The organism is Pseudarthrobacter sp. PvP090 (genome assembly GCF_040547365.1).
In the GTDB taxonomy this organism is placed as follows: Bacteria; Actinomycetota; Actinomycetes; order Actinomycetales; family Micrococcaceae; genus Arthrobacter.
The window spans coordinates 156655-172271 of the sequence record NZ_JBEPPO010000009.1; the positions used below are offsets into that span (position 1 = coordinate 156655).

Sequence of the window (15617 nt, forward strand, 5' to 3'; positions counted from 1 at the left end):
AAGTTTGACACTGATTTTACAACTTTTGCTTGACGATCGACAAAAGTCGTTCTAGCTTTGGTGTGAGGCAGCTCACTTACCCCGCATACACCGGTTGTCCCCCTGGGGCGGCATCGGGCGGGGGCTGCCGCTCATCCCCCAACGACGAGGAGAGACAGTGTCATACTCGATCCAGCTCTACACGGTCCGTAAGGCCCTTGAAGAGGATCTCGCTGGAACCATCCAGCGCCTGGCCGAAATCGGCTTCACCATGGTTGAGCCCTACCGATTCGTTGCCAAAGCCGCTGAACTGAAGCAGGCCATGGCCGAGAACAACCTCACCGCCCCCTCCGGCCACGCTCCCCTGCTCAGCGATGACCAGGACGCCATCTTCGCCGCCGCCCAGCACTTGGGGATCGGCACGGTGATCGATCCGCACGTTCCGATCGAGCGCTGGAACACGATCGAAGACATCAAGGAAACAGCCGCCCAGCTCAACGCCGCCGCCACCAAGGGGGCCGGCTACGGCGTCCGCGTCGGCTACCACAACCACTGGTGGGAACTTGAGTCAATGATCGAGGGCAAGACCGCCCTGGAACACCTCGCTGACTATTTGGCCCCGGAGGTCGTCCTCGAGCTGGACACCTACTGGGCTGCCGTCGGCGGCCAGAATCCGGCCGAACTCCTCGCCCGCCTGGGTGATCGGGTGAAGTTCATCCACATCAAGGACGGCCCCGTCACCGCGGACCCCTCCAGCCAGCTCGCCGTGGGCGACGGCAAGATGCCCGTCTGGGATGTGCTCGCAGCAGCAGGTTCCCTCGAGGCAGGCGTAATCGAACTCGACGACTTCCAGGGCGATATGTTCGACGCCGTCCGGGACAGCTACAACTACCTCAGCGCCGGAAAGGTCTCCGCATGAACCACGCAGCAGGAGCCGGCTTCGGACCCCTCGGATCAGGACCGGTCGGCGTTGGCATCATCGGCGCCGGAGTCATCAGCAAGCAGTACCTGGACAACCTCACGAGTTTCCCGGACGTAAGGGTCGTCGCGATCGGGGACCTCTTCGAGGACGCCGCCGCCGCCCGCGCCGCGGAGTATGGGATTGAGAACCACGGCGGCGTCGAGGCCGTCCTCGGTCACCCCGACGTCGAGATCGTCATCAACCTGACCATCCCGGCGGCCCACGTCGAGGTGGCCACCCAGGCAGTCAACGCCGGCAAACACGTCTGGAGCGAGAAGCCCTTCTCGCTGGACCGCGAAAGCGGCCGTGGGCTGCTCAAGGCGGCCGACGCCGCCGGTGTCCGCCTCGGCTGTGCCCCGGACACGTTCCTCGGCGCCGGCCTGCAGACCGCGCGCCGGATGATCGAACGCGGCGACATTGGCACGCCGCTGACCGCCCTTACCCTGATGCAGTCCCCCGGTCCGGAATCCTGGCACCCGAATCCCGCATTCCTGTTCCAGGACGGCGCCGGACCCCTGTTCGACATTGGTCCGTACTACCTCACCACCCTGGTCCAGACCTTCGGCAGCGTCCGCAGGGTGGCGGCGTTCGGTTCCAAATCCCGCGAAACACGTGTGATCGGCTCCGGACCCAAGGCCGGCGAGAAATTCGCCGTCACCGTCCCGACGCACGTCAGCTCCATTCTGGAGTTCGAAGGCGGCGAGTCCGGACAGAGCATCTTCAGCTTTGATTCACCGTTCAAGCGCGCCGGCTTCGTCGAGATCACCGGTTCCGACGCCACCATTGCGCTGCCGGATCCAAACAACTTCGACGGCGATATCCGGATCTGCGCACTCGGCTCCGACGACTGGACCACCGTGCCATCCATCGGCTCCACCGCCAGCCGCGGCGCCGGTGTGCTGGAAATGGCCCGCGCCATCCGCGAAGGCCGGCCGCACCGGGCCCAGGGTGAGCTGGCATTCCACATCCTCGACACCATGGCCTCCATCACCGAGTCGATCGACACCCGCGCCTTCGTTGATGTCGACAGCTCCGCCGCCAAAGTCCCGGCCCTGCCCGAGGACTGGGACCCGACCGCGGCCACGCTTTCCGCCTAGCAATCCAGCCCGACCCCACCAGCCCCAGCTCGACGACGAGAAACCCGGAGCAACCATGAAGAAACCCCTTAGAGTCCTGTCGGCCCTGGCCGCCACGGCAACCCTGGCACTCGGAATGACCGCCTGCGGCGGCAGCAGCCAGGCCTCCAGCGACACCATCACCTACTGGGCCTCCAACCAGGGCAACAGCCTCGAGGACACCGCGGCCAAGCTCAAGCCAAGCCTGGACCGCTTCACCGAGAAGACCGGCGTGAAGGTCAAGCTTGAGGTGATCGGCTGGAACGATCTGTACAACCGCATCCTGACCGCCGTCACCAGCGGCGACGGCCCGGACGTCCTGAACATCGGCAACACCTGGGCCGTCACGCTGCAGGAAACCGGGGCGTTCGAGCCGGTGGAAGGCGCCCTCCTGGAGGCGGTCGGGGGCAAGGACCGCTTCCTGCAGAGCAGCTGGTCAACGGGCGGCGCCGAGGGGAAAACCCCGACGTCGGTCCCGCTGTACGGGCTCGCGTACAACATGTACTACAACCCGAAGATGTTCAAGGAAGCCGGCATCGAGACGCCGCCGGCGACCTGGGATGAGTTCGTCGCGGACGCCAAGAAGCTGACCAAGGACACCAACGGCGACGGCAAGCCGGACCAGTGGGGCTTCACGGCCGCCGGTGCCTCGGTCTCCGCCAACTCCCACCAGGCCTTCGTGCGCGGTCTGCAGAACGGCGGCACCCTGTTCGACAAGGACGGCAAGCCGACCTTCGACAGCGCCGCCCAGGTCGCGGGAGTCAAGCAGTGGATTGACCTGATGGCCACCGACAAGGTGATGTCGCCGTCGGACGCGGAGATCTCGGACGGCGCCCAGAAGGTCGACAACCTGATCAACGGCAAGGCAGCCATGCTGTTCGACCAGAGCCCGGTCAAGAACTTCGAGGCCCGCGGCTTCACGGACTGGGCCGTCGCCCCCGTTCCCATGATGACGGCCGGCGCCAGCGGTCCCGAGGGCACGCAGAGCCACGTCGCCGGCATCAACCTGAGCGTGTTCAAGAACTCCAAGAACAAGGAAAACGCGATCAAGCTGACCGGCTGGCTCACCAACGACGCGGAGCAGGTCGCGCTGAACAAGGCCTTCCGTTCCCTGCCCGTGGTCACCGGCGCCTCCTCGGACGCCGCTTTCCAGACCGACGAGGTCAAGCTCAAGAACGACGCGCTGGCCAACCACGCCCTGCCGATGCCGCTGATCCCCAAGGAGGGCCAGATGGAGACCCTCACAGGCACGGCCATCAAGAACCTCTTTGCCAAGGCAGCTACCGGGACTGTCAGCGAAGCCGATGTCCAGGCCGCCCTCAAGGACGCCAACAACCAGATGGCCGCGGCCCAGTAACAATGCCTGACGGGTGCGGGGGCTACGCCCCCGCACCCCTGGCCAAGGAGCTTCCATGACCCACTCAGCATTGGACAGCGGCACCGCCGCACCCGGCGGCGACGCCGGCCCGCAACCCGTTCTCGCCCCGAGCCCCGTTCCTGCCCCTCCCGCGGCAGGGACCGCCCCGCCGGTCCGCAAGAAGAAAAAGTCCTTCCTCCCCTACGGCCTCGTCCTGCCGGCCGCCCTGCTCGAACTGCTCATCCACATTGGCCCGATGATTCTGGGCGTGTGGATTGCCTTCATTTCACTCACCCAGCTCAACCTCACCAACTGGCTCAATGCCCCGTTCGTTGGCCTGCAGAACTTCATCAACGGCCTGAACCCCGAAAGCACCATCGGCCAGGCGTTCTTCAGCACCGTCGGCCGGACCATGCTCTATACCGTCACGGTGGTTGGCTTCTCGTGGGTCCTGGGCATGGCCGGCGCGGTGTTCCTCTCCTCGAACTTCAGGGGCCGCGCCATCCTGCGGACCTTCTTCCTGGTTCCCTATGCGCTGCCCGCCTATGTGGGCACCATCGCCTGGGCCTTTATGTTCAACCAGCGCGACGGCGCCGTGAACCAGATCCTCGTCGACACCCTGCACCTTTTCGGCGACGAACGTCCCTTCTGGCTCCTGGGCGAGAACTCCTTCGGCGCCATGATCGTGGTGAACGTCTGGCAGCTGTGGCCCTTCGCGTTCCTGATGCTGATGGCCGCCCTGCAGACCGTCCCCGCCGACGTCTACGAGGCCGCCTCGATCGACGGCGCCTCGCTGTGGCAGCAGTTCCGCAGCATCACCCTGCCGATGGTCCGCCCCGCGAACGGCGTGCTGCTGCTGGTGATGTCCCTCTGGACGTTCAACCAGTTCAACATCCCGTTCGTGCTCTTCGGCGCAGCCTCCCCGAAGGAAGCCACCCTGGTCTCGCCGCTGATCTACCAGAACTCCTTCGGCAGCTGGAACTTCGGCCTGGGCGGCGCCATGAGCGTCCTGCTCCTGATCGCCCTGTTCATCGCGTCCTTCTTCTACATCCGCATGGTGCTGCCCAAGGGGGCCGACAATGATTGAGACCCGCAACTTCCGCATCCTGCGGAATATCGTCCTGACCATCCTGTCCCTCTGGGTGGCCATCCCGCTCTACGTCGTGGTGTCCACCTCGCTCAAGCCCCTCAAGGATGTCTCCGGGCTGTTCCAGTGGATTCCGGACGAGCTCACCGCCGCACCATACTTCGACATCTGGACCACGGTGCCGCTGGCAAAGTACTTCCAGAACAGCCTTATCATCACCGTGGCCGCCACGGTCTGTTCGGTCACTGTCGCGGTCCTGGCCGCGTACGCCGTCGCCCGGCTGCAGTTCCGCGGACGCCGCGCCTTCAGCCTGACCGTATTGTCCACCCAGATGTTCCCCGGCATCCTGTTCTTGCTGCCGCTGTACCTGATCTTCACCCAGATCCGGAACATCACCGGGCTGCAGCTCCAAGGGTCCTACCTCGGCCTGATCATCACGTACATGACCTTCACGCTTCCTTTTGCCATTTGGATGCTGACGGGGTATTTCGCCGCCATCCCCAAGGAACTCGAGGAGGCGTCGATGATCGACGGCACCGGCCGGATGGGCGCCCTCATCCGGGTGATCCTGCCGGTCGCCAAGCCGGGCATCATCGCGGTGGCGGTGTACTCGTTCATATCCGCTTGGGGAGAAGTCCTGTTCGCCTCGGTCCTGACCAACGAGGCCACCAAGACCCTCTCGCTGGGGCTCAAGTCCTATGCCAGCGAATCGGACGTTTTCTGGAACCAACTCATGGCCGCCTCCGTCGTGGTCAGCCTGCCCGTGCTGATCGGCTTCATCCTGGTCCAGAAGCACCTCGTCGCGGGCCTGTCCGCCGGCGCGGTGAAATAGACGACGCAACGCCGGGCACGTTGAGTTCAACACCGCCCCCATCCCCATCCAGGCCGGCCAGGCGAGCGCCGTTGCGGCCGGCCACCACAGTTACGAGGAGCACCACATGACGACGGCGCACACGCCACCGCCGGCGCAGACCGGCACCAGCAACCACGCCCCGCCCGGCCCTTCCGCCGGGACCGGTTCCCCGCTGGGCGTGGCCATGATCGGCTACGCGTTTATGGGCAAGGCCCACTCGAACGCCTGGCGCAATGTGGCCAGCTACTTCGACGTCCCGGCCTTCGAACAGCGCGTACTGGTCGGGCGTGACGCTGCCGGGGTTGCCGACGCCGCCGCCAAATACGGCTGGGCGGAATCGTCCACGGACTGGCGAGCGGTCATCGCCCGCGACGACATCCAGATCGTGGACATCTGCGCCCCCGGCTTTATGCACGCGGAGATCGCCGTCGCCGCGCTCGCGGCCGGGAAACACGTGCTCGTGGAGAAGCCGCTCGCCAACACCCTGGCGGAGGCCGAGTCCATGACCGCGGCGGCCCGGTCGGCCCGCAGCAGGGGTGTCCAGTCCATGATCGGCTTCAACTACCGGCGCATCCCCGCCCTGGCCCTGGCCCGGGAACTGATCGGCGAGGGCCGGCTGGGCGCGATCCGGCATGTTCGGGCGGCCTACCTGCAGGACTGGCTTGTGGACCCGGAGTCGCCCATGACGTGGCGGCTGAACAGGGAAACCGCCGGCTCCGGGGCGCTGGGCGACATTGCCTCCCACGCCATCGACCAGGTGCTGTTCCTGCTGGGCGACCAGGTCACCGAGGTCACCGGCCGGCTGCACACGTTCACCTCGCACCGCCCCGGCCGTGACGGTCCGGAAGAGGTGACGGTCGACGACGCCGCCTGGGCGACGCTCTCGCTCGCATCCGGGGCCGTCGCCTCGGTGGAGGTCTCCCGCATGGCCACCGGCCAGAAGAATTCGCTCAAACTGGAGATCTACGGCGAGAAGGGTTCCATCCTCTTCGACCTCGAGGACCTGAACGAACTGGGCTTCCTGGACGCCACCGTCCCCGTCCGGGAACAGGGCTTCCGGCGCATCCTGGTCAACGAACCCGAGCACCCCTATGCCGCTGCCTGGTGGCCGCAGGGTCACGTGATCGGCTGGGAGCACACCTTCACCCATGAAATCCGTGACTTCCTCGCCGCGATCGGCAACGGCAGCCAGCCCTCGCCGTCGTTCGAGGACGGCCTGACCGTCCAGCGTATTCTGGCCGCAGTCGAGGAAAGCGCGGCGGCCAAGAGCGCCCTCATCCAACTGGCCTCCGGCCCCGCCACCGATCCGTCAACCGAAGGAGCCTGAAATGGCCCGCCCGTACACCCTGTTCACCGGCCAGTGGGCCGACCTGCCCTTCGAGGAAGTCGCGCGCCTGGCCTCCGGCTGGGGCTACGACGGCCTCGAAATCGCCGTATCCGGCGACCACTTGGACGCCTGGCGCTGGGACGAACCCGGCTACGTCGAGGCCAAACTCGCCGTGCTGGAGAAATACAACCTCAAGGTCTGGGCCATCTCCAACCATCTCAAGGGCCAGGCCGTCTGCGATGACCCCATCGACTTCCGCCACGAGGCCATCGTCGGGGCCAGGGTCTGGGGCGACGGTGACCCCGAAGGCGTCCGCACCCGCGCCGCCGAGGAAATGCAGCACACCGCCCGGCTCGCCAGGGCCCTCGGCGTCGACACCGTCGTCGGGTTCACCGGTTCTTCCATCTGGCAGTACGTCGCGATGTTCCCGCCCGTCCCCGCCTCGGTGATCGAGGCCGGCTACCAGGACTTCGCCGACCGCTGGAACCCCATCCTGGACGTCTTCGACGAGTGCGGCGTCCGTTTCGCCCACGAGGTCCACCCCTCCGAGATCGCCTACGACTACTGGACCACCGTCCGCACCCTCGAGGCGATCGGCCACCGGGAGGCCTTCGGGCTGAACTGGGACCCGTCCCACTTCATGTGGCAGGGCATCGACCCGGTGTCCTTCATCTGGGACTTCAAGGACCGGATCTACCACGTCGACTGCAAGGACACGAAGCTGCGCCCCACCGGCCGGAACACCGTGATGGGTTCGCACCTGCCCTGGGGCGACCCGCGCCGGGGCTGGGACTTTGTCTCCGCCGGCCGCGGCGACGTGCCCTGGGAATCGTCCTTCCGGGCGCTGGCCGCGATCGGCTACGACGGCCCCATCAGCGTCGAATGGGAGGACGCCGGCATGGACCGGCTCCACGGCGCCCCCGAAGCCCTCGCCGCCCTCAAAAAGTACGACTTCCCGGCGTCGAACACGTCCTTCGACGCCGCGTTCAAGCAGTAAGTCCGGGAAGCTTCAGGTCTTGCCACGCCGCCATGAACGAGCCCCTGCATGCTGAAAACCCGGCCACCAAGCCCGTGCCTCGCACGCTCAGGTATGGCCAACGCTGTGAAGTCTGGGTGGGGTCCGCCACCACCGGTTCCCGCGAGCGCATCTTCGCCAGCGACGACCTGCTCCTGGAGGCCCCCAACTGGACACCCGACGACTCCGCGCTCATCCTCAACGGCGCCGGGGCCCTGTGGCGGCTGAACATGTCCAGCGGCTCGCTCGCGGAGGTCCCCCTCGCGGGCATTCCCGATCTCAACAATGATCATGTGCTCGCACCCGATGGCGAACGGATCTATCTCTCCGCGAATGACGGCCACATTTATCGGGCAGACATCCGCGGCGGGAACGCGACGCGGATCACGGCCGAGGACGGATACTTCCACTTCCTGCACGGCGTGAGCCCGGACGGACGCGAACTCGCTTATGTGGGGATGGAGGCAGGCAAATTCACGAAGCCGGGACGCCTCATGACGATGCCTTCCGCCGGCGGACCCCCGGCATCGGTCGACACAGGGGCTGGGCATTGTGACGGCCCGGAGTATTCACCCGACGGCGAATGGATCTACCTCAATACCGAGACCTTCAGCAGTCGGCCCGGGCATGCCCAGATCGCCCGCGTGCGGGCCGATGGGACAGGACTGGACCGGATGGTTCACAGCGGGACAGTCGACTGGTTCCCGCACATCTCACCCGACGGGCAGCGCGCCAGCTATCTCCGCTTCCCGGCAGGAACCCTGGGCCATCCCGCCGATCTGCCTGTCGAAATCGTCACCGTTTCGCTGGACGACTGGAACGCACCGCTGAACACTTGGGCCCTGTTCGGCGGCCAGGGGACCCTCAACGTCAACAGCTGGTCACCCGATTCCAGCCGCGTCGCCTATGCTGCCTACCCGGTCCGCTGACTGCCCGGTGTCGAACGCGCGCGTCGGCCCAGCCTGAACCTGCAGCTGGGCCGCAACATCGCTTCACGAAGCGAAGGCGTCCCGCTCCGCGGATTAGGGTTCTGGCATGACGCACGTAATCCGAAAGGCAACCGCGGACGACGCCGGCAGGCTGGCCGGGCTGGCGGCCGTCACCTTCCCGCTGGCCTGCCCGCCGGGATCGCCCCCGGCAGACATCGCTGCGCACCTCGCCAATACGCTCAGCGAGGCCCACTTCCGCCGCTATCTCGCCGACCCTGACGTCACTGTCCTGGTCATCGATGCCGGCGGCGAGCTCCGGGGCTACAGCCTCCTGGTTGCCCGGGCCACCCAGGACCCGGACGTGGCCGCGGTCCTGACCCAACTCCCGTGCACCGAACTCAGCAAGTGCTACGTCCACCCGGACCACCACGGGCTGGGCGCCGCCGCCGAACTGATGCATGCGAGCATCGACGCGGCCGCGGCGGCCGGCGCCCGCGGACTCTGGCTGGGCGTGAACAGCCAGAACGCCCGGGCCATCCGCTTCTATGAGAAGTCAGGCTTCCGCCGGGTCGGTACCAAGTCCTTCACACTCGGGAACACGGTGGAACACGATTTCGTTCTGGAACGCCCGCTTTTACGGACCCCGTGACCAAGCCGACAGTCCGCCGGGGAATGGAGCCGCCTGTCCCGGGGTTGTGGCGAGCATGAAGATTGAGATCTGGTCCGACGTCGCCTGCCCCTGGTGCTACATCGGCAAACGCCGCTTTGAAACCGCGCTGGAGGCCTTCCCGCACCGCGAGGCTGTGGAGGTGCAGTGGCGCAGCTTCCAGCTGGATCCGTCGCTGCCCGACCACTACGACGGCACCGAACTGGACTACCTGAGCACCCGCAAGGGCATGGCCCCCGCCCAGGTCGCCGGAATGTTCGCGCACGTGGCGGAGCAGGCCAGGGGCGAGGGCCTCCATTACCGTTTCGACGACGTCGTGGTCGCCAACAGCTTCACAGCCCACCGGCTGATCCACCTCGCAGCCGCGCACGGGCAGCAGGACGCCGCAAAGGAACGACTGCTCAGCGACCACTTCGAGCGGGGCTTGGACATCGGCAGCAGGCAATACCTGACCTCGCTGGGGCTGGATCTGGGGATCGGCGCGGCCGAGTTGGAGGAACTGTTCACTACCGACAAATACGCTGACGACGTCCGGCTGGACTTCGAGGAAGGGCGCGCGCTGGGCGTCACCGGCGTCCCGTTCTTCGTCATCGACCGCAAATTTGGGCTCTCCGGCGCCCAGCCCGCCGAGACCTTCACGGCCGCGCTCGAGCAGGCATGGCAGGACAGCCGTCCCCTGGAAATGGTCAGCGCCGCCCGCGGCACCGACGCCCACGGAACTGCAGACGCCTGCGGCCCGGACGGCTGCGCCGGCTGAGCCCGCCGACGTCGAACCCGCCGGAAACCTGCCCACTCGCCGCAAACTTCCGGCGACTGGGCAGGTTTCCGGCGAACCCCGCACTTTGGCCCCGTCGCAGCCCCGGTTTGCTGACAGATCGCGCTAAAGTGTCCGTATGCCCAGGATTTCGGCCGCGAGCAACGCCGCCCAACGAGCCGAGACCCAGCACCGCATCCTGACGGCGTTCGGCGAGCTCCTGTTCACCCATGGGCTCCCGGGACTGACCATGACCGACGTCGCACGGCACGCCCGGATCGGCCGCACCGCCGTGTACAACTACTACGCGGACATCGAAGAGCTTCTGATCGCCTATGCACTGGACGAGACAGAACGGTTCCTGATCGACCTGCGCGAGTCCCTGGCTGCGCTGGAGAACCCGGTGGACCGCCTGGCCCTCTACGTTCGCGCCCAGGTCGAGGACCTCAGCCGGCGGCACCTGCCGCCCGGGCCTGCCATGGGTGCCGTGCTCTCGCCGGCCTCGTTCGCGAAGCTGGCCGACCACGTCGGTGAGCTCAGCGTCCTTCTGCAGGGCATTCTTCGGGACGGCATCGCCGGGGGCTACCTGCCCGAGGCAGACATCACCCAGCTCGCGCAGCTCATCCACGGCACCCTGTCCTCCAGCGCCGCCCGCGGGGACGGTGCCGGCCAGGACGCCGAGGCGGAGGCCCGGATTGCCCGCACCGTGCGGTTCGTCCAGCTCGGCGCGGGGGCACGGTTCGACGACGACGGCCGTCCCCTCCGCGTGGCCTCCTGACGTCCGGTTCCGGTGCTACCCCGCTGGCGTCGGCGTCACGGGCCACCCGGATTCGTCCACGATCCGCCGGTCCTCGCGGGGGCAGCTGAGCTGGCCCGGGGTCTGGTCCACCAGTTCCGGTTTCGCCAGTTCCTTGAAGTCTCCGGTCAGGATGACGTCCACGCTGGGGTCCGTGCGGCCGTCCTGGAAATAGTCCGAACCCGGCAGGTTCCGCTGCACAGTGAACGCCGCGGACTGGCCGGCGGCGCCGGAAACGACCAACGCCACGCCGCGGTAGCTCGACGTCGTATTGGCGACGGCCCCGACCAGGAACTTTCGGGCCGCCAACTCATCGGCCACGGAACGGGCCAGCCCCGGGCGGGACGTCGAGTTGAAGACGTTGAGGTTGATCGTCTCCGGCGGCGCGTAGTCGAAGCGCGCTTCCGGGCAGAGGGACGCGGCGGCCTGGCTGCGCTCCGCCGTCGGAATCTTGATCTGGCCGTTCATGATCGCCAGCGCAACCACAATCGCGGCGGCCATCAGCCCGACGAGCAGCACCAGGACGACGCCGTGCAGGACGCGTCGTCGTGTCCGGACGGGCGTGTCATGCTGTTCGTCATACTCCACGAAGGTGGCCCGCAAATCCGAGCCGGTAATGACCTGGTGCCCATGCAGGACGGTGACGTCCTTCGGCTTTCTAGCCATTTATCACCAGCACGCGCGCGTGGATCGCCGTGCGCTGGTGCAGCGCTGTCCGGACGGCGCGGTGCAGGCCGTCCTCCAGATACAGGACGCCGCGGTACTCCACGACGTGCGGGAACAGATCGCCGAAGAACGTCGAGTCCTCTGCCAGCAGCGCCTCAAGGTCGAGCGTGCGCTTGGTGGTCACCAGCTCGTCCAGCCGGACCGGGCGCGGCGGCAGCGCCGCCCAATCTTTGGGCGTGCTGTAACCATGGTCGGGGTAAGGGCGTCCCTCGCCCACGGCTTTGAATATCACCCTGCAAGCCTAAGGAACTTGGGCGGTCAAAGGAATCGATGACTCCCGCCGCCGGGAGGTTGTAGCCAAACAGTGACCATTTGTCACACCGGTGGCCCCGCGGTGTCACAGGCAATGCCCTGTCCGAGGCACGGTCCACAGCACATGCAAAGATGCCTGCCTGCTGGGAGAATGGGGCCATGACATTTCCCGAGACCTCAGCTTCCCTCTCGCCGTCGACCCCTCCGCTGGCACTGCTGCTCGACGTCGACGGTCCCGTAGCGAGCCCCGTCACCCGTGCCGTACAGCCGGCGATCATCGCGGATTTGCTGGCGCTGGCCGCGGCGGGGATCCCGGTCATCTTCAACACGGGCCGATCGGCCGACTTCATCCGCGAACAGGTGATGGAACCGATGATCGCCGCCGGAATGCCAGCCGGCACGCTGATCCATGCCGTGTGCGAGAAGGGCGCCGTCTGGTTCAGCTACACCTCCGCGGGACCCGGGCCGGTCCACGTCGATCACGATCTGGCCATCCCACGGACCTTCGGTGACGACGTCCGGCGCCTGGTGGCCGAGGATTACGCCGAGCACATGTTCTTCGACGAGACCAAGCTGGCCATGGTCTCCGTGGAGCAGCACATCGCCGTCGAGAACTCCGACTACCGGGCCGAACAGCAGCTGTTCGACGCCGATGCCATGGACCTCATGGGCCGGCACGGCCTCGGTGTGGTGCGGCTGGACCACCATGCCCCGGACTCCGACGACCGGGTCGACTACCGGGTGGATCCGACCATCATCTCCACCGACATCGAGTCGGTCCGGCTCGGCAAGGACCTCGGCGCGAGCCGGGCCGTGGAACTGCTGGCGGCGCAGGGCGTCACCCCGCAGGCCTGGCGCACGGTGGGCGACTCCCGCACCGACTACGCCATGGCCGACTGGTTGCACCACAACGACCACCCTGTGAAGCACGTCGACGTCCGGCCCGCCGACGGCGTCCCGGTGAAACCCTACGACGTCCTCACCGCCGCGGACCTGGGACTTGGCGAGGACGTCATCCACGACGACGCCGGGGCGGCTTTCCTGCGCAGCTGGCGCCGGGCCCTGCTGGGCTGAAGCGGCGGGCTGAGGCACCCCCGGTCCAGGTTTCCGGGTGTGGACGAGGGCTCTTGCGGCCCACACTGGCGGCGTTTCAGCCGCGAAAATTCGGGTCGATTTTGGGGCGGACGTTATCATGCAAGTAGGGACACATTCACGCAAGGAATCACGGAGAATCAAAATTTCAGAAGCATTGGTCCAGGACGAGATCTACTACGGCAGCCAGGCATCGGTAGACGCCCATGATGAGGTCACCTCCGCGGCTGCCGTCGCGAGATTCCGGGCGCGCCAGGACGTTGTGCGCCGCCGGGGCCGCTACGGCCTGATCAACGAGAACCGCACGCCGTACCAGGCCATGGTCGAGGACCTGATGTTCATCCGCTCGGTACTGGACGGCGCCGGCCTCGACTACCTTCTCGTCCGCGGTAACAACCACCGGCCCGTCATTGCAGTGGACTGGAAGAACCGCAAAAAACTCCGCGACGCGCTCGTGGCGGCCTGCCGCGACGAGCCCTTCTACTCAATGAGCGTCGACGCCAAGAAGAAGTCCTCGGTGCTGATCGCCGACGGCGAGCTCTCCCCCAACCGGCAGTCCCGGATCTTCCGGCTGTACCGTCCCCGGGTCGAACCGGAAGGCGGCTTCGAGTTCGGCGCCTCGGCCGGCGTGCAGCTGGAACTGTGGAGTTTCGAGGGCGACCAGCTGATCCTCCCGATCGAGAACTCGCTGACCCGGCGGACGCTGCTGGCCCAGGACGCCGTCCGCGGCACGGTGGAGCGGTACGGCCACACCTGGCCCACCATCGAGAACATGTTCGCGGACCACGCCAGTGACATCAGCTTCGACATCGACCTCGTGTTTTCCTGGGTAGACGGCAGCTCCCCGGAGTACATCGCGGCGCGGCGCGCACGGATGGCCGGCGTCGTCGTGGGCGAAGGCGACGACCACGAAGCCCGCTTCCGCCAGATCGACGAACTCAAGTACGCCCTGCGCTCGGTCTACATGTTCGCGCCCTGGATCCGCCGGATCTTCATCGCCACGGACTCCCCCGCGCCCTCCTGGCTGGCAGATCATCCGAGTGTCACGATCGTCCGCAGCGAGGAGTTCTTCGCGGACCCCTCCGTGCTGCCCACGCACAACTCCCAGGCAGTGGAGTGCCAGCTCCACCACATCGAAGGCCTGTCCGAGCACTTCCTGTACTCCAATGACGACATGTTCTTCGGCCGGGCCGTCGGACCGGACATGTTCTTCACACCTGGCGGCATCACGAAGTTCATCGAGGCGGAAACCCGGATCGGGCTCGGGGACAACGACACCGAGCGCAGCGGATTCGAGAATGCCGCCCGGGTGAACCGGAAGCTGCTCTGGGACCGCTTCGGCCGGATCACCACCCGGCATCTGGAGCACACGGCTGCGCCGCTGCGGCGCAGCGTCGTGGCCACGATGGAGCAGGAGTTCCCCGCGGAGTTCGCGAAGACGGCTGCGAGCACGTTCCGCGCGGCCGACAACATCTCGGTGACCAATTCGTTCTACCACTACTACGCGTTGCTCACCGGCCGTGCCGTCACCCAGACGGCGGCCAAGGTGCGCTATGTGGACACCACCGCCCGGGCAGGACTCAACTACCTGCCCAAGCTTCTCGCCAAGCGGAACATGGACTTCTTCTGCCTCAACGACGGTAGCTTCCCCGAGGTCCCGGCCGAGGAACGGGCCGAACTCGTGACGGATTTCCTGGAGAAGTACTACCCCATCAAGGCTCCCTGGGAGAAGTAGGGGTTAGTTGCTGGCAGTCAGCCGGCGGTGGCCGGGCGTCCTGGCCGGGTCTTCGAGCTTCGCCTTGACCGGGATGCGGATTCCTGCCGCGGCGATCCGCCGCTGGGCTTCCTCGGCCGAGACGAGCTCGCCGACTGCCGGGGTGTCGCCGAGCAGGACCACGGAGTGCACGATCGTGTGCTCGTAGACGTGGACCAGGTTGAAGGCCTGCCCGCCGTCACGTCCGCGGGTTCCGCCCACCGGAACGTTGAGGTCCTGCGTGTAGCAGGTGGCCGATGCCACCGAAACCGGGATCCCCGCAAAGGTCGCCGTCGTCGAATAGTGCAGGTGGCCGCCCAGAATCGAACGGACGTCGGAGTTCCGCAGAACCCCGGCCAGCGCCGCCTGGTCCCGGAGCTCCACCAGGACGGCGAGATCCAGGACCGAGGGCACCGGCGGGTGGTGCAGGGCAAGGATGGTTCCGTCCGGGGCGGGAGTGGCGAGTTCGGCCGCGAGCCACTCCAGCTGGTCGGGGCTCAGCTCACCGTGGTGGAAGCCCGGGACTGAGGTGTCGAGGGTGATGATCCGCAGCCCGTTGATGTAGTACGTGTGGTCCACGGGGGCGTCGTCGGCTGGCAGGTCCAGCAGGCCGGTGCGGAAGTGGGCGCGGTTGTCGTGATTGCCCATCGCCCAGATGACTTTCGCGCCCATGGCCTTGCAGGCGGGCTCTACGATGGCCCGCAACTTGGCATAGGCTTCGGGTTCGCCCCGGTCGGCGAGGTCGCCGGTGAAAATCACGGCTTCGGGGCGCGCGCCGGAAGCCCGAACTTCGTCAAAGAGTTGTTGGAGCAAAGCGTCGCTGTCGACCACACCATGCAATGGCGCCGAACCTCCCAGCAGGTGGGGGTCACTCAGATGGAGTAAAAAATGACGTGGCCGGGGGTGCTCGGCCTCGATGAGCTCCATTGCTACCTTCCTGGTTGGGTGGAAGCG

At 66.6% G+C, this 15617-nt stretch carries 16 protein-coding genes; 13 read left to right on the forward strand and 3 right to left on the reverse strand.

The features are described 5' to 3' along the window. Positions 1-157: 157 nt before the first annotated feature. The 11 genes from ABIC21_RS12450 to ABIC21_RS12500 all read left to right on the forward strand — a co-directional run bounded on the left by ABIC21_RS12450 (position 158) and on the right by ABIC21_RS12500 (position 10822). Entirely contained in the window at positions 158-898 is a 741-nt protein-coding gene (locus tag ABIC21_RS12450) for a sugar phosphate isomerase/epimerase family protein (RefSeq protein ID WP_354350708.1), read from the forward strand. Next, positions 895-2037 carry a Gfo/Idh/MocA family protein gene (locus ABIC21_RS12455; RefSeq protein ID WP_354350709.1) on the forward strand — a complete coding sequence of 381 codons (1143 nt, stop codon included), beginning with the start codon at positions 895-897 and terminating at the stop codon, positions 2035-2037. The genes ABIC21_RS12450 and ABIC21_RS12455 overlap by 4 nt, the downstream gene beginning before the upstream one ends. A 55-nt stretch (positions 2038-2092) precedes the next feature. After that, the gene (locus ABIC21_RS12460; protein ID WP_354350710.1) at positions 2093-3412 is read left to right on the forward strand and encodes an ABC transporter substrate-binding protein; all 1320 of its coding nucleotides are present in this window, start codon (positions 2093-2095) and stop codon (positions 3410-3412) included. A gap of 55 nt (positions 3413-3467) precedes the next feature. Next, positions 3468-4499: a carbohydrate ABC transporter permease gene (locus ABIC21_RS12465; RefSeq protein ID WP_354350711.1), complete on the forward strand. Its 1032-nt coding sequence runs from the start codon at positions 3468-3470 to the stop codon at positions 4497-4499. Then, a complete protein-coding gene (locus tag ABIC21_RS12470; RefSeq protein ID WP_354350712.1) occupies positions 4492-5331 on the forward strand; it encodes a carbohydrate ABC transporter permease in 840 nt (279 codons plus the stop codon). Before ABIC21_RS12465 ends, ABIC21_RS12470 begins: the two co-directional genes overlap by 8 nt. Before the next feature lie 205 nt (positions 5332-5536). Next, complete coding sequence (locus ABIC21_RS12475) at positions 5537-6679, forward strand: Gfo/Idh/MocA family protein (protein ID WP_354350759.1); 1143 nt, start codon at positions 5537-5539, stop codon at positions 6677-6679. 1 nt (position 6680) lies between these two features. Further along, positions 6681-7676 carry a sugar phosphate isomerase/epimerase family protein gene (locus ABIC21_RS12480; RefSeq protein WP_354350713.1) on the forward strand — a complete coding sequence of 332 codons (996 nt, stop codon included), beginning with the start codon at positions 6681-6683 and terminating at the stop codon, positions 7674-7676. A 32-nt stretch (positions 7677-7708) separates the two neighbouring features. Next, positions 7709-8623, forward strand: coding sequence for a TolB family protein (locus tag ABIC21_RS12485; RefSeq protein ID WP_354350714.1), 915 nt, complete (start codon positions 7709-7711; stop codon positions 8621-8623). A gap of 106 nt (positions 8624-8729) precedes the next feature. Continuing rightward, the gene (locus ABIC21_RS12490; protein ID WP_354350715.1) at positions 8730-9272 is read left to right on the forward strand and encodes a GNAT family N-acetyltransferase; all 543 of its coding nucleotides are present in this window, start codon (positions 8730-8732) and stop codon (positions 9270-9272) included. 55 nt (positions 9273-9327) lie between these two features. Next, on the forward strand, positions 9328-10047 hold the full coding sequence (locus tag ABIC21_RS12495; RefSeq protein ID WP_354350716.1) for a DsbA family oxidoreductase: 720 nt from the start codon (positions 9328-9330) through the stop codon (positions 10045-10047). A gap of 136 nt (positions 10048-10183) precedes the next feature. Continuing rightward, entirely contained in the window at positions 10184-10822 is a 639-nt protein-coding gene (locus ABIC21_RS12500; RefSeq protein WP_354350717.1) for a TetR/AcrR family transcriptional regulator, read from the forward strand. 15 nt (positions 10823-10837) lie between these two features. Here ABIC21_RS12500 and ABIC21_RS12505 read toward each other — a convergent pair whose 3' ends face one another. Together ABIC21_RS12505 and ABIC21_RS12510 are read right to left on the reverse strand one after the other, a co-directional pair. Then, on the reverse strand, positions 10838-11506 hold the full coding sequence (locus ABIC21_RS12505; RefSeq protein ID WP_354350718.1) for a LytR C-terminal domain-containing protein: 669 nt from the start codon (positions 11504-11506) through the stop codon (positions 10838-10840). Further along, positions 11499-11798: a type II toxin-antitoxin system VapB family antitoxin gene (locus ABIC21_RS12510; protein ID WP_354350719.1), complete on the reverse strand. Its 300-nt coding sequence runs from the start codon at positions 11796-11798 to the stop codon at positions 11499-11501. The genes ABIC21_RS12505 and ABIC21_RS12510 overlap by 8 nt, the downstream gene beginning before the upstream one ends. Before the next feature lie 179 nt (positions 11799-11977). Here ABIC21_RS12510 and ABIC21_RS12515 point away from each other — a divergent pair, with 179 nt between their 5' ends. Both ABIC21_RS12515 and ABIC21_RS12520 read left to right on the forward strand, forming a co-directional pair. After that, on the forward strand, positions 11978-12892 hold the full coding sequence (locus ABIC21_RS12515) for a hypothetical protein (protein ID WP_354350720.1): 915 nt from the start codon (positions 11978-11980) through the stop codon (positions 12890-12892). A gap of 118 nt (positions 12893-13010) precedes the next feature. Continuing rightward, positions 13011-14645 carry a stealth family protein gene (locus ABIC21_RS12520; protein ID WP_354350721.1) on the forward strand — a complete coding sequence of 545 codons (1635 nt, stop codon included), beginning with the start codon at positions 13011-13013 and terminating at the stop codon, positions 14643-14645. A gap of 3 nt (positions 14646-14648) precedes the next feature. Here ABIC21_RS12520 and ABIC21_RS12525 read toward each other — a convergent pair whose 3' ends face one another. Further along, on the reverse strand, positions 14649-15590 hold the full coding sequence (locus tag ABIC21_RS12525; protein WP_354350722.1) for a phosphodiesterase: 942 nt from the start codon (positions 15588-15590) through the stop codon (positions 14649-14651). Positions 15591-15617 lie beyond the last annotated feature (27 nt).